Below are 14319 nucleotides of genomic sequence, written 5' to 3'. Positions count from 1 at the left end.
TTTCAAGACCCGGCGCGGGCGCCTCAGCTTCCGGTCGAGCGGTAGCGCCGCACGCCGAAACTCCAAGCCGACAGGGCGATCGCCAGGAAGACGAAGCCCACCACCGGCGTGAAGGGCAGAAGGGCCTGGGGCGCGCCGAGGGGGTCGGTCCGGCCCAGGGCGAAGACGACGGGGAAATAGGTCACGCAGCCGAGCGGCACGATGAAGATCAGGAAGCGGGCGAGCCAACGCCAGTAGACGTCCAGCGGATACTGCGAGGCTTCGACCCCGCCGTAGGTGACGACGTTCACCGCCTCCAGGTTGTCGATCGTCCAGAAGGTGAGGGTCGCCTGCAGGATCAGGATGGCGCTGAACAGGGCCACGCCCCCGGCGACGGCGCCCGCCAGGCTCAGGCCCTGCGCCAGGGTCCAGTCGCCGTGGGCCAGCGGCAGGGCGATGACCAGGACGATCAGGGCCTGGGCCAGGCGCCCGATCCTGGTGAGGCGCAGCTCGAAGCCCAGCACCTGGAGCGCCGCCGTGCGCGGACGCAGGAGCAGGCGGTCGAAGTCGCCGGTCTTGACGAACTGCGGCCCGAAGACGTCGAAGCCGCGGTTGATCGCGTCGGCCACGCCGAACGACAGGTTGGCGGTGGCGAAGAACACGGCGACCTCGGCGAACCGCCAGCCGCTGAGGCCGCCGAACCGGTCGAACAGGGCCCAGATCGCCGCGATCGAGATCAGGGTGTTGAGGAACTGGGTCGCGGCGAGCAGCAGGAAGGCTCCCGGATAGAGCATCTGCATCCGCACGGAGGCGCGCGCGTAGCGGAGATAGAGGCGCAATCCGTTCATCCGCCCTGCACCTCCAGGCGCTGCATCGCCCGGGCGAGCAGGCGGCGTCCGACCAGCGCCAGCACCACCGTCCAGAAGACCTGCAGGCCGACGCCGGCGGCGGCCATCAGGCCGGTCAGGTCGCCGACGTAGATGCGGAAGGGAATGTCCATCACCCCGGCCAGGGGCTGGACGAATAGGAAGGCGTGCAGGACGTCCGGCAGCAGCGGCAGGGGGATCTCGCTGCCGGACAGCAGGATGACGAACGGCGCGACCATGGTGTTCGCCCCGCGATCGGTCATGGTGGTGACGATCAGCACGTTGATCAGCATGACGACCGTCGCCGCCAAGGCCACGACCAGCACCAGAGAGACCAGGAATGCGAGGCCCGCGCCAAGGCCCGCGGGCGGCGAAAGGCCCCACGCGCCGAGCCCCGCGAGCGGCAGGGCGACGCCGGCGAAGGCGACCATCAGGGCCGCCCGCGGCAAGGCTCGCGAAACCAACGTCGACGCCGAGCGGGCGTACCACCACCAGTAGGTGTCGACCGGGCGCAGGCGTTCCAGGGCGACCTCGCCGGTGCGGACCGCCGCGGCCACGGCCGGATCGCCGTTCCAGGGCTGCAGGGCCAAGAGCCCCTGGGCGAGCCAGACGTAGCTGACGAGCTGCGCCAGGCCGATCGGGGCGTCGGCCGCGCGACCTGTCGCGAAGAAGGCCGACAGGACCGCGATCTTCAGCCCGCCCCACCAGCACTGGGTGACGAACCCGGCCACGGCCGCGGTCCGGTACTGGAGCGTCAGCTGGAACTGGGTGGCGAACAGCGACAGGTACGGCCCCACGGCTTAAGCCTCCTGCGCGTCGTGCAGGTCGTAGAAGCGGGCGATCACCTCCTCGATCAGCGGCTCTTCCACGTGGATGTCGGCGACGGCGTGGGCGGCGGAGATCCGGGCGATCAGCGCCGCGGCGGGGGTGCGCTGCGGATCGAAGGCGAGTTCGAGCCGGTCGTCCTCGCAGGCGCGGACCTCGGTCCCCTCGAAGTCGAGGCGCGGCGCCGGCCCGCCGAAGCGTACGTGGAGCCGGCGTTCCGACAGGATCTGCGCGCGCATGGCCCCGATGCTGGTGTCGGCCAGGATCCGGCCGTGGCCGATGACGACGACCCGCTCGGCCAGGGCCTGGATGTCGTGCATGTCGTGGGTGGTGAGGAGCACGGTCACGCCCTCCTCGCGGTTCAGCGTCCGGACGATGTCGCGGACGGCCAGCTTGGTGGTGGCGTCCAGCCCGATGGTCGGCTCGTCAAGGAACAGGATGCGCGGCCGGTGGAGCAGGGCGGCGGCGATCTCGCAGCGCATGCGCTGGCCAAGGGAGAGCTGGCGGACGGGCTGGTCGAGCAACCGCTCCAGCCGCATCAGCCCGACCATCCGGTCCAGGGTCCGGCGGTAGTCGGCGGGATCGAGACGGTAGATCGCGGCCAGGAGATCGAAGCCTTCGACCACGGGCAGGTCCCACCAGAGCTGGGAGCGCTGGCCGAACACCACGCCGATGTGCGCCACGTGGCGGATGCGGTCGCGCCAGGGCGTGAGCCCTTCGATCTCGCAGCGCCCGGAGGTCGGCGTCAGTATGCCGGAGAGTATCTTGATGGTGGTCGACTTGCCGGCCCCGTTGGGGCCGATGAATCCCAGCAGCTCCCCGGCCTGGAGGGCGAAGGAGACGCCCCGCAGCGCCTCGATCTCGCGATGGCGGCGGACGAAGAGGCCACGCGCGGCGCCGATGAGGCCGGGATCGCGTTCGGCCACCCGATAGGTCTTCGACAGCCCCTCGGCGATGATCTGCGCCATGTCGTCCCCCGCCAGCCCCGCCACGGCGGGATGGGCGCTATAGGCGCGTCCTGTGACCGCCTGGCGAACCGCCGGGCCGTTTGGCTGCGCCCATGGGAGGGAGTTGTCCAGTCCCGGGCGCAAGGCGCGCGGTCAGGGTTCCGCCGTCAGGTCGATGCGCCAGAGCAGACCCGCGCCGCCGCCATAGATCGCCGGCTTGTCGAAGCGCCCGACCAGGACGCCGCCGTTCTTGACGATCACGCGCTGGGAGGCGGGGTTTTCGGGATCGGTGGTCAGGTCGACGAACGTCAGGCCCAGCTTGCAGGCGTCGGCGAGAATGGCGGCGAGGGCGGCGGTGGCGTAGCCGCGGCCCTGTTTCCACGGCGGCACAGCGTAGCCGATGTGGCCCAGCACGTGAGGCGGCAGGAGGCCGCCGCCGCGCGGCCAGCGAAATCCGATGGAGCCGGCGAACTCGCCGTCCCAGACCCACCGGCGATAGCCGGGCAGGCGCTCCATCACCGCGCCGTCGGGCGCCGTGCGCGGCGGGCCCAGGGCTTCGGGGTCGTCGAGCTGCGCCAGGAAGGCGACGGGATCGGCGGCGATGGCGGCCAGTTCCTCGCGCGCGGCGGTCGCGCCGCGCACGTTGTCCGGAGACCAGCCCCGCTCCAGGGCCGCGGCGTAGCTAGCCAGATGCTCCGGGCCCGGCTTGACGATGCGTACGTCCATGCCTCACGCCGCCCGGGCCGCGCCCCACTCGCTCCAGCCGGCGAAGCGCGGCGTGCCCGGCAGGTACATGGTTTCCACCGTCTCGATGGTGAAGCCGGAGGCGGCGATGGCCGAGGCGACTGGCCGCGTCAGGTGGCAGCCGCCGGCCAGGCGCTTCCACAGGGGCTCGATGCGCCTCTGCCACCTGGCGACGCCGGCGTCCGGCGCCAGGCCGTGCTCGCAGAAGAGAAACCGCCCGCCGGGCTTCAGCACCCGCCGCGCCTCGGCCAGAGCCTGGGCCGGCGTATGCACCGAGCACAGGGTGAAGGTGCAGACGATGCAGTCGAAGCTCCTGTCCTCGAACGGCAGGGCCTCGGCCGTGCCGTCCTCGACCTTCACCGACAGGCGCGGGTCATGCGGCGCCGCCTCGGCGAGCGCGCGCAGTTCGGCGGCCGGATCGACGCCCGACACGCTCGTGACCTTGTCGGCGTCGTAGTAGGCCAGGTTCAGCCCCATGCCGATGCCGAGCTCCAGGACGCGGCCCTCGGCGCGCGGCACGACTTTGGCGCGCTGCTTCATCATCGGCGGCGAGGAGCAGGCGCAGGTCAGCAGTTTCGGCAGGATGCGGCGTTCGTAGAATGACGCCATGTGGCCCTCCCCAGGCGCGTGTTTGCGCAGGGAGGATCGCCGATGTGCGGCCCGGCGCCTAGGCCGCCGCTGCGGCGCCGCCGGACAAGGCCTCCTGCAGGGCGCGCAGCAGGGTCTCGGGCTTCATCGGCTTTTCGACCACGCCGTTCATGCCCGCGGCGATGTAGCCCGCCGCGTCCTCGGGGTCGGCGTTCGCGGTCAGGGCGATGATCGGGACGGCGCCGACGCGGCCCGGCAGGGCGCGAATGGCGCGGGAGGCGGCCACCCCGTCCATGCGGGGCATCTTGATGTCCATCAGGATCAGGTCGAACTGGCCGGTCCGCGCGGCTTCCACCGCCTCGACCCCGTCGGTCACCGACTCTGAGGTGCAGTCGAACATCTCGCAAAGGGTCTCGGCGACCATCCGGTTGGTGGCGTTGTCGTCGACGATCAGGATGTGCGCGGCGCGGGCGCCTGCGGCGGTCTCGGCCGGCTCGGCCTCGGCCTGAGGCGTGGCGCGGGGGACGACCAGCTCGAACACGACCGTCTCGCCAGCCCCGCGATTGCGCTCGATGCGCAGGTCGCCGCCGAGGGCGCCCAGGATGCGGTAGGCCAGGGCGATGCCGATCGCCGTCTCCAGGCCGTAGCGGGTCTCGATCTCGAGGATGTCGGGCGTGCCGTCGCCGGCCACGTCGCCCGGACCGCGGATGCGGCCTTCCAGGTGCAGGGTCTCGCCGCGGTCGGTGGTGCGAAGGGTGGCTTCCACCGCCCCGTTGCGCGCGCCGCCGAGGGCCTGGGCGATGAAGCCGTCGAAGATGCGGCCAAGGCGCTCGGCGTCGACCACGCCCATCGCCTCGGGGTCGCCGTCGTAGGCCACGAGCAGGGTGACGCCGCCGGCCATGCGCTGCTGCCAGCGGGCCTGGACCTCGTCCATGACGTCATGCAGCCGTTGCGGGGCGGGCGAGAGGGCCAGGCCCTCGGTGGCCGCCGACCGCAGGGTGACGCTGTCGGCCAAGAGGCGGTTGACGCTGGCGGCGGCCTCGCTGACCCCGGCCACGCAGGCGGCCGCGTCGGCGCTCAGGCGCTCACGCGAGAGCCGTTGGACGAGCGCGAGCACGCCGTCCATCTGCTGACGGATTTCGTCCGTTACGCGATCGAAAAAGAAATCGGACAGGGACATCTAGGTTCGCAAAAGCTGCGGCTCGACGTCCAGAATGCCGGCAAGCGCTTAGAGAGACGTTAAAGGCGCTCGCCTGGGGTGGATTGTCGCAGGAGATACAACGAAAACGAGCGGCAGGTCTCCCTGCCGCTCGCACGTGTATCGATCGGTCCGAACAGATCAGAACCGATACTGCAGTTCCAGACCGAAGGTCCGCGGGTAGATCAGGCCCCGCGTGACCGTCGAGCCGCTCTGCAGCAGGTAGGTCGCAGAGCCCACGGTCAGGCCGGCGTTCGGGCTGTTGAACTCGGCCGTCGGCGCGCCCGAGCCCGTGCTGGTGAAGCCTTCCTCGTCGAAGGCGTTCTTCACGTAGGCGATGACCGAGTAGCGGTCGTCCGCATCCCGCCACAGGGCGCGGAAGTCGGCCGTGGAGTAGGACGGCACGCGGAAGGCCGGGTTCTCGAAGGGCTGGTAGTAGGTCTCGTCGGTCCAGAACCAGCTCGTCGACAGGGTCAGCGAGCCGGGCGTGAAGTCGAAGGTGTAGTTGGCGTTGAACGCCACCTTGTTCTCCGGCGACTGGACCAGCTGGGCGCCTTCCAGATCCTGGAAGCGGATCAGGACGCCGCCGGACGTCACGCTGCCGCCGGCCGGCTTGGCCGAGGGAAGCACGGCGCTCGGGTCGGCCGGGTCGTAGTAGCAGCAGCCGTTGGTGATCTCGGTGTTGAGATAGCCGTAGCTCAGCAGGAACTGCAGGTTCCGCATGGGCTGCCACATGGCCTCGAGCTCGAGGCCCCAGGCGCGCGCGTCGACGTTGATGAAGTTGCTGGCTGCGGCGGTGCCCGCCTCGTTCAGCTGCGACAGGTTGAGCTGCAGACCGTCGTAGTCGTTGAGGAACAGCGAGCCGTTCAGGATGAGCTGGCGGCCGATGGTCTTCTTCATGCCGATTTCGAAGGCGTCGACCAGCTCCTCGTCGCCGCGCGGGTCAGGCGACAGGCTGCCCAGCAGGAAGCCGCCGGACTTGTAGCCGCGGCTGTACTTCGCATAGGCCAGGGTGTCGTCGTCCGGCGTCCAGTCAAGGTTGACGACGCCGGTGACGGCGTCCCAGCTGTCGGAGACGTTGCGGAAGTTCTGCACGCCCGCGGTCGCGCGATCCATGTCGGTCGACACGTCCCAGGCGAAGGCCGCGCCGAGCGCCGGGCCGAACGGGCCGGCCGGCGAGTAGAGCACCAGGCGCTGGCTCTCGAAGCCGGACTTCTCGTCGTAGGAGTAGCGCAGGCCGCCGGTCAGCGCCCAACTGTCGTTGAATTTGTAGGTCGCCTGACCGAAGACGGCCCAAGCGTCCGATTCCAGCGACGCGTACTGGTCGACGAAGTTGCGCGACGGATTGGCGGCCGCCGGCGAGCAGTAGGTCGGCGCGCCCACGAAGTAGCAGGGGGCGGCCATCTGGGCCTGCTGCGGATTACCGAGCTGGATCCGCTGGGTGTAGTTCTCGTGGTACTGGTACAGGCCCAGGATCCACTTCAGCGGACCATCGCCGTTCGAGGTCAGGTTGATCTCGTTGGAGTGGTACTTCTTGGTCTCGTAGAAGTCGGTCGTGTAGTCGACGTAGACGCCCGGGACGCCGTTCACCGTGATCGGGTCGGTGCGGCTGGTGTTGTCGTAGTCGCCGCCGGTTTGATAATCGTACTGCTGATAGCCGCCGATGTACTTCAGGTCGGCCCAGCCCAGATCCCAGGTCACCTGAGCGGTGAGGAGGTGGTTGCCCCGCAGGTGGCCGTAGCCGTTGCGGTTGGTGTTCTGGGTGTAGGGATCGGTGACGCCGGGGTTGGCCACGGTGTAGCCGAGGGTCGGGCTGGTCACCAGGCTCATGGTGCCGATCGGGGCGATGGCGCGGGTCGTCTCATAGGGCGACACGAGGTTGGCGAGGCGATCGCCCACGCCCATGCTGTCGTCCCAGTTGGAGCGGCTGTAGCGGACCCAGGCGCCGACGTTGTCGCCCAGCTCGGCTTCGGCCTGGGCCTCGAAGTAGGTGCGCTTGAAGCTGGCGCCCTCGTTGGCCGTGCCGATGTTCTCGATGAAGCCTTCGCGCTGCCATTCCTGGCTGCCGCCCAGCTTGAAGCGCAGGTTCTCGGCCACCGGGATCGACACCACGCCTTCGGCGCGGGTGTAGTCGTAGTTGCCGACCGCGCCGCGGACTTCACCCTCGAAGACGTCGGACGGACGCTTGGAGATGGTGTTGACGGCGCCGCCCATGGAGTTGCGGCCGTAGAGCGTGCCCTGCGGGCCGCGCAGGATCTCGGTGCGCTCGACGAACAGCGGCGACTTGAAGAGTTCCGACGAACTCGCCGAATAGAAGCCGTCGGTGTAGGTCGCCACGCCCGGATCGTTGCCGATCAGGTAGGTGTTGCGCCCGGCGCCGCGAAGGCTGATCCGGTCCGTGCCCGAGTAGTTCATCCCAGGCGTGAAATTCACGAAGTCCTGGATGCCGGTGACGCCCATCACGTCGCGCTGATTCGACGTGTAGGCCGAAACCGCGACCGGCACGTCCTGCAGCGCCTGTTCGCGCTTTTCGGCGGTGATGACCAGTTCCTCGATCTGGAAGGCCTCTTCGGCCTGATCCTGAGCGAAAACGGGGGTTGCGAGAGATGCGAGAGCCGCCGCCGAAGCGCTGACGACGAGCGCGCTCCGCAGGCGAAGACGATGAAACGACATGGTGCCTCCCAAGGCGGCGTGCGCGCGCAAAGGCGCGGACGGGCCCCTGTTTGACTAGCTGTGATGATCCCGCCCGCACGGGGGAGCGGCGGACGAGCGCGGCACGCTCTGTCCGGGGGTGTTGCTAGTCAACTAACAGAGCGGCTCAGCATGTTGCCGCACGTGTCGGTTTTGAAGCGCTTGTGGCTGAAATACCGCGCTTTCAAATCGGCCGCACAAAACTGATCGCCGATATTCGAGGCTTGTTAATCCAGGGATCGCGGCAGATCGCGGGTCTGTCAGCCAGCATACCGGACACAAAAAAGCGCGGGCGGCGAGTCGCCTCGCCGCCCGCGCGCCCGAGCTGGAGCCCAGGCTGTGTCCTAGAAGCGCTTGGTCAGGGAGATGCCGATCTCGCGCGGATCCAGGCTGAAGACGTTGGTGAACAGGCCCGAGGAGTCGTCGGTCACATAGATGTCGGTGATCGGCGTGTCGTCGAACAGGTTCTTCACATAGACCTGCACGTTCAGGCCGAGGCTCTCGTTGTCCAGGGTGAGGGTGGCGTTGACGTTCTCCCAGGACTCCAGGTGGTCGGCGACGGTGTTGTAGATGCGGGCGTAGGTCTCGCCCTGGCGGTAGTAGTCGCCGCGCAGGGTGATGCTCCAGTTGGGCAGGTTCCAGACGTACTGGGCGCCGAGCGACAGGGTCCATTCCGGAGAGTTCGGCAGGCGCTTGCCTTCCAGGCTCACCGGTATGCCCTGGCCGACGAGCACCGTGCGGGCGGGCAGGCCGCCGCCGGCCGCGGCCTGGACCGGGGCGGTGTTCATGCCCGGATAGGCCGAATAGTCGTAGAGCCCGGCGCCGGACACTCCCAGTCCGCCGTTGCACACGCTGCGCAGGGCGAAGGGGGTGGCGAGCATGGCCGCGGTGAAGCCGGCGGCGTTGACCACGCAGTTGCCGCCGCCGGTGTCCTTGACCACCACCAGGTTGGGGTCGCCCTGGGTGCGGTAGAGGGTGTCGATCGAGGAACCCGACTGGATCTCGGTTTGGAGGTAGCCGACGTTGGCGTTGAGCCGGAGGTTGTCGATGGGCTCCCAGAGGGATTCCAGCTCCAGGCCCCAGATCTTGGCGTCGACGTTCTCGTTGGTCGAAGCCTTGTTGAGGATCTTGGAGATCTGATAGCCCTGGTAGTCGTAGTAGAAGCCGGTGGCGTTCAGGATCATCGAACCGCCGGCCAGTGTGTTCTTCGTGCCGATCTCGAAGGCGTCGACGTACTCCGGATCGAACGACGAGGAGCCGGCGCAGGTGACGGCCGTGGCGTCGCAGGGGGTGTTGAAGCCGCCGCCCTTGTAGCCGCGCGAGTAGGACGCATAGACCAGCGTCTGGTCGGTGAACGACAGCTCCGGCGACCAGTCGATCGCCAGGCGTCCCGTGGTCGCCTGGGTGGTCTTGGTCTGGATGGTCGGGTTGGGGAAGCCGCGCCCGCCGTTCACGGTGCTCATCAGCAGGATCGGGTAGTAGTTGGCCCGAAGCTTGTCCTCGGTCACGCGCAGGCCGGCCGTCAGCTTCAGGGCGTCGCTGGCCTGCCAGTAGACCTCGCCGAACACCGCGCGTGAGCGCAGCCGGCTCTCGGAGTGGGAGATGTAGTAGTTGTGGCCGGTCCCGTCCGGGTCAGGATTGGGATCGATGTAGACCGGGCCGCCCAACACCCCGCCTCCCAGGGCCGCGTTGACCTGGGCGAACGCCGTCAGGCCGTTGCTCAGGACGAAGTAGTCGGCGCCGTTGTTGCGGTTCGAGATGTAGATGCCGCCGACGCTGAAGTTGAACGGCCCGGCGAAATTGGACTGCAGGCGCAGCTCCTCGGTGTGCTCCTCGCTGTCCGCCGCGCCGCGGTCGTAGGTGCGGAAGAGGTTGGAGCCGCCCACCTGCGGGTCCTGCACCACTCCACCCGGGAACAAGGCGCCGTAGATCGCCGCATACGTCGGGCCGAGCGCGGCGAAGGCGTTGACCGGATTGGGCGTGGCGTTGAAGGCGCGCGTGGGGATGATCCGGTTGTAGTCCTCGATCGAATAGCCCTCGCTGACGTTGCGCGTGGTCAGGGAGGTGACGGTGAAGTTCTCGCCGAGGTCGGCGGCGACGGCGAGCTGGATGAAGTCCTGCTGCCCCTGGTAGACCGGGTCCACCGAGGACTCGATGTCGTGCAGGTTCCTGTTCTGCACCTTGCCGAGGTTGATGTTGCCGGGGTCGGTCAGGCTGCCGGTCAGGCCGACAAGGCCGGCGAAGATGCCCCCCAGGGTGGCGGCGCTGTTCACCGCGCCATAGGCGGCGTCCTGGTAGAGCGAGCCGCCCAGACAGCCCTGGCTGAGATAGCCCTGGTTGACCGCCGCCACCGGCAGGCCGTTCAGGGTGGCGCGGCCGGGATCGGTGATGCAGAGCTGCTTGCCGACCCGCGAGCGGTTGTCCTTCTCGTTGAAGTGCTCCCACATCAGGTCGGCCCGAAGGGACTCGATGGGGCGCCAGGAGACGGTGGTCCGCACCGAACTGAGGTCGCGGTTGTCGATGTCGTTGCCGGTGTAGATGTTGTCGCCGAAGCCGTCGCGCTGCAGGTAGAAGCCGGCCACGCGGACCGCCAGCGTCTCGCCCAGCGGCACGTTGAGGAAGCCCTTGGCGCGGACGGTGCTGTAGGTCCCGTACTCGCCGGTGATCGAGGCCTCGAGGATGTCGGTGGGCTTGGCGGTAATGACGTTGATCACCCCGCCCGAGGCGTTGCGGCCGTAGAGCGTGCCCTGCGGCCCGCGCAGCACCTCGACCCGCTCCACGTCGTAGAATTCGGCGTCGGCCAGGCGGTTGGCGCTGATCGGGCTGTTGTTGACGTGGAAGCTGACGCCCGCGGTGCCGCCGGCGCCGACGACCTTGGAGCCGATGCCGCGGATCTGGAAGTTGTAGCCGCCGAAGTTGCCGCGGGAGAAATTGACGTTCGGCACCGAGAGCACGAGGTTGCCGCCTGCGTCGAGCCGCTGGGCCTTCAGCGATTCCGCCGAGAAGGCCGAGACCGCGACCGGCACGTCCTGAAGCGCTTCCTCGCGCCGCTGGGCCGTGACGACGAGTTCCTCGATGACGTTGGAGCCGGACTGGGCGAAGGCCGGAGCCGACAGGCCGGAAATGGCGGTGGCGGACGCGCACGCGAGCAGCGTGCTCCGCAGACGCGGAGTATGGAACATCTGAAATCCTCCCTCGGCGGCGCGGGCTCTGTTCTTGCGGCCCGGTCCGCACGTCGCCGCTGTTGTCTGCGGCAGGGCGATCGCGGCGTCTCACCTCTGCATCGGCCATGCTCACGACCGAGGGTAGAGAATGTCAACCGCTGATTCGAAATTCCGGTTTGCTCAACCGATTGTTGACGCGCGCCTGACCCCCCGCCAGCGCGCAAAAAAAGGGCGGCGGATGGCCCGCCGCCCTTGGTCTCGAAAGTTGGGTTCCCGGCTTACCAGGACTTGGTGATCGCGATCCCGTAGGTGCGCGGTTCGGTGAAGAAGGCGTTGCGGAACATGCCCGAGGAGTCGTCGGTCAGGTAGAAGTCGGTGATCGCCTCCTCGTCGGTGGCGTTCTTGACATAGGCGTCGACCGACCAGCCCAGCTCGCGGTTGCTCACCGTGAGGGTCAGGTTGACGTTCTTCCAGCTGTCGATCCGGTCCGCTTCGCTGTTGTAGATGCGGGCGAAGGTTTCGGACTGGGTGTAGTAGTCGCCCCGCAGGACGGCGTCCCAGCCGTTGCCGAACTCGAAAGTGTACTGGGCCCCGAGGGACACCGTCCACTTCGGCGCGTTCGGCAGTTCGCGGCCGGCCAGGTTCACCGGCACGCCGTCGGACACCAGGGCGCCGAAGGCGTTGGTCCCGGTGGCGATGGCGCCCGTGCCCAGGATGTTCGTGCCTGCGCCCGCCTGGGAGACGGCGGTGCAGATGCCGAGCAGGGCGAACGGGTTGTTGGTGGCGTTGGAGACCGTCAGCGCGGTCTGGGCGCCGGTGAGGGTGGTCACGCAGTTGGAGGCCGCGCTCGACTTCGCCAGCACCAGGTTGGGATTGCTCTGGGTCCGGTTGAAGGTGTCGATCGACTGGCCCGAGGAGATCTCGGTGTCCAGGAAACCGATGGCGGCGTTCAGGCGCAGAGGCTCGAGCGGGGACCAGATCGACTCGATTTCGAAGCCCTTGATCTCGGCGTCGATGTTCTCGTTCGTCGAGGCCCGGTTGACGATCTTCGAGACCTGATAGCCCTCGTAGTCGTACATGAAGCCGGTCAGGTTGAGGATCATCGCTCCGCCCAGGAGCGTGTTCTTCATCCCGATCTCGTAGGCGTTGACGAACTCCGGATCGAAGGTGGGCGGGCCGCAGATGATGCCCTCGCCCGCCGTGCAGGGGGTGTTGACGCCGCCCGCCTTGTAGCCCCGAGAAGCGAAGGCGTAGAGCAGGGTGTCGTCGGTGAAGCCCAGGTCCGGCTTCCAGTCGAAGCCGAAGCGGCCGGTCATCTCCTTGAAGCGCACCGCCTGCTTGACCACCGGCAGGAGTCCACGGCCGGGGACGGTCAGACCCACGGGATAGGTGTCGATCTTCTTGTCGTCGTCCGTGTAGCGCAGACCCAGCGTCCACTTGAAGCTGTCGGTCATGTCCCAGTACAGCTCGCCGAACACCGCCCTGGACTTCAGGTGATAGGGGGCGTGGGAGTCGTAGTAGGCGCGGCCGCTGCGGTCAGGCTCCTGGTTGGGGTCGATATAGACGCAAGGGGCCGTGCCGTCGCAGTTGGCGTTGCCGGTCTGCAGGAAGTTGTTCACCTGGTACCAGGCGGTGCCGGTGTTGAACATCACGTAGTAGTCGCCGTCGGCCTTGTAATCGAGCCAGATGGCGCCGACGTTGAAGTTCCACGGACCGTCGAAGGCCGACTGCAGGCGGAACTCCTGGGTGAACTGCTCGGAGGTGCCCGAAGAGATGTCGCTGGTGGTGAAGCGGTTGAAGTTTCCGTTCTGCGGGTCGCTGACCACGCCGCCCGGGAACAGCAGCGGGTAGATGGCGGCCGCATAGGCGGGGCCCACCGCGGCCAGGGCGTTCACCGGGTTCGGCGCGGTGTTGAACGGCACCGACGGCGTGTAGCGGTTGTAGTCCTGGCGGGTGTAGAGCTCGTAGTCGGTCCACGAGGTCAGAGACGTGAACTTCAGGCTGTCGGTGAAGTCGAGGTCGACGTTCAACATGTAGATGTCGGTCTTCGACTCGTAGATCGGATCGAAGGTCGACTCGATGTTGCGGACGTCGGGGTCCTGCATCTTTCCGGCGTAGGCGTCGCCCGTCTGGAAGCCGCCCAGGGCGCCGAACAGCCCGCCAAGGGTCGCCCGCGAGTCCACAGTGCCCAGGACATCGGAGGCGTAGAGCGAGGTCGCGCGGCAGCCCTGGGTGAAGAAGCCCTGCTGAATCGTGGCGACGGGGCCGACGGCCGAGAACGGCACGCCGCCCACGTTGGCCGGACCGGTGTCCTTGGAGCAGTACTGCTTGCCGATACGCGAGCGGTTGTCCTCTTCGTTGAACTTGTCCCACATCAGGGTGATGTTCAGCCGGTCGTTGGGCCGCACGCCCAGGGTGGCGCGCAGGCCCCACAGGTCGCGGTCGTCCGCGTCGTTGCCGGTGAAGAGGTTGGTGCCGAAGCCGCCGCGCTGGAGCATCGAGCCGGCCAGGCGGAAGGCGATGGCGTCGTTGATCGGCACGTTGACCATGCCGCGCAGCTTGCGGGTGTCGTAGTTGCCCACCTCGGCGCGGATGTTCGCCTCGAAGGCGTTCACCGGCTTGTTGGTGATCAGGTTGACCACGCCGCCGGTGGCGTTGCGGCCGTAGAGCGTGCCCTGCGGGCCGCGAAGCACTTCCACCCGCTCGACGTCGTAGAACTCGGTCTCGAACAGGTTGTTGGAGGTGAGCGGGGCGTTGTTCAGGTGGATGCCGGTGCCGGCGTCGCCCGAGCCGGCCACCAGCTTGGAGCCGATGCCGCGGATCTGGAAGTTGTACCCGGTGAAGTTCCCCTTGGAGAAGTTCACGTTCGGGATGGCCAGGACGAGGTTGGGGCCGCCGTCGATCTTGGACTTGTTCAGCGCATCTTCGCTGAAGGCCGACACCGCGATCGGCACGTCCTGGATCGCTTCTTCCTTCTTCTGGGCGGTGACGACCAGTTCCTCGATGACCGTGGCGCCTTGAGCAAAGGCTGGCGCGGCGAAGCCCGTGAGAGCCGCAGCGGAAACGCCCACAGCCAATAGGCTCCGTAGATACGGAGTTCGCGTCATTCTAGGTTCCTCCCCTGACGGCCTTGGCTCTGTAAGCGGCCCGGTCCGTCAGCAACGCCGCACAATGAATACGACCAGGAGCGCGCGGCCCTTCCCCCAGTTGACATGAGGCTCGAACCTCTACGGTAGCGATGTCAACTGGACGTCGTTATGTGAACGTTGTTCATGTAAATTCCCCGCCGGCGATGTGGCGGAAATGTCGTTCTCGTA

Annotated in this window: 9 protein-coding genes; all 9 read right to left on the bottom strand. The window is 67.8% G+C overall.

Annotated features, from left to right (window positions below):
* Positions 1–23 precede the first annotated feature (23 nt).
* On the bottom strand, positions 24–827 hold the full coding sequence (locus ACK4YQ_RS14275) for an ABC transporter permease (RefSeq protein ID WP_409612088.1): 804 nt from the start codon (positions 825–827) through the stop codon (positions 24–26).
* Positions 824–1642, bottom strand: a complete 819-nt coding sequence (locus tag ACK4YQ_RS14270; RefSeq protein ID WP_409612087.1) for an ABC transporter permease — start codon at positions 1640–1642, stop codon at positions 824–826. The genes ACK4YQ_RS14275 and ACK4YQ_RS14270 overlap by 4 nt, the downstream gene beginning before the upstream one ends.
* 3 nt (positions 1643–1645) lie before the next feature.
* Complete coding sequence (locus ACK4YQ_RS14265; RefSeq protein WP_409612086.1) at positions 1646–2638, bottom strand: ATP-binding cassette domain-containing protein; 993 nt, start codon at positions 2636–2638, stop codon at positions 1646–1648.
* Positions 2639–2770: 132 nt separating this feature from the next.
* Positions 2771–3343, bottom strand: a complete 573-nt coding sequence (locus tag ACK4YQ_RS14260) for a GNAT family N-acetyltransferase (RefSeq protein WP_409612085.1) — start codon at positions 3341–3343, stop codon at positions 2771–2773.
* A 3-nt stretch (positions 3344–3346) separates the two neighbouring features.
* Complete coding sequence (locus ACK4YQ_RS14255) at positions 3347–3970, bottom strand: class I SAM-dependent methyltransferase (RefSeq protein WP_409612084.1); 624 nt, start codon at positions 3968–3970, stop codon at positions 3347–3349.
* 58 nt (positions 3971–4028) lie between these two features.
* The gene (locus ACK4YQ_RS14250; protein WP_409612083.1) at positions 4029–5129 is read right to left on the bottom strand and encodes a hybrid sensor histidine kinase/response regulator; all 1101 of its coding nucleotides are present in this window, start codon (positions 5127–5129) and stop codon (positions 4029–4031) included.
* Between the two features lie 159 nt (positions 5130–5288).
* Positions 5289–7820, bottom strand: a complete 2532-nt coding sequence (locus tag ACK4YQ_RS14245; RefSeq protein WP_409612082.1) for a TonB-dependent receptor — start codon at positions 7818–7820, stop codon at positions 5289–5291.
* A gap of 362 nt (positions 7821–8182) precedes the next feature.
* The gene (locus ACK4YQ_RS14240) at positions 8183–11020 is read right to left on the bottom strand and encodes a TonB-dependent receptor (RefSeq protein ID WP_409612081.1); all 2838 of its coding nucleotides are present in this window, start codon (positions 11018–11020) and stop codon (positions 8183–8185) included.
* Positions 11021–11280: 260 nt separating this feature from the next.
* Positions 11281–14073: a TonB-dependent receptor gene (locus ACK4YQ_RS14235; RefSeq protein WP_409612080.1), complete on the bottom strand. Its 2793-nt coding sequence runs from the start codon at positions 14071–14073 to the stop codon at positions 11281–11283.
* Positions 14074–14319 lie beyond the last annotated feature (246 nt).

This window comes from Phenylobacterium sp. (genome assembly GCF_046291545.1).
Lineage (GTDB): Bacteria > Pseudomonadota > Alphaproteobacteria > Caulobacterales > Caulobacteraceae > Phenylobacterium.
The sequence above is the reverse complement of the archived record's forward strand: the minus strand, read 5'-3'. Positions and strand labels throughout refer to the sequence as shown.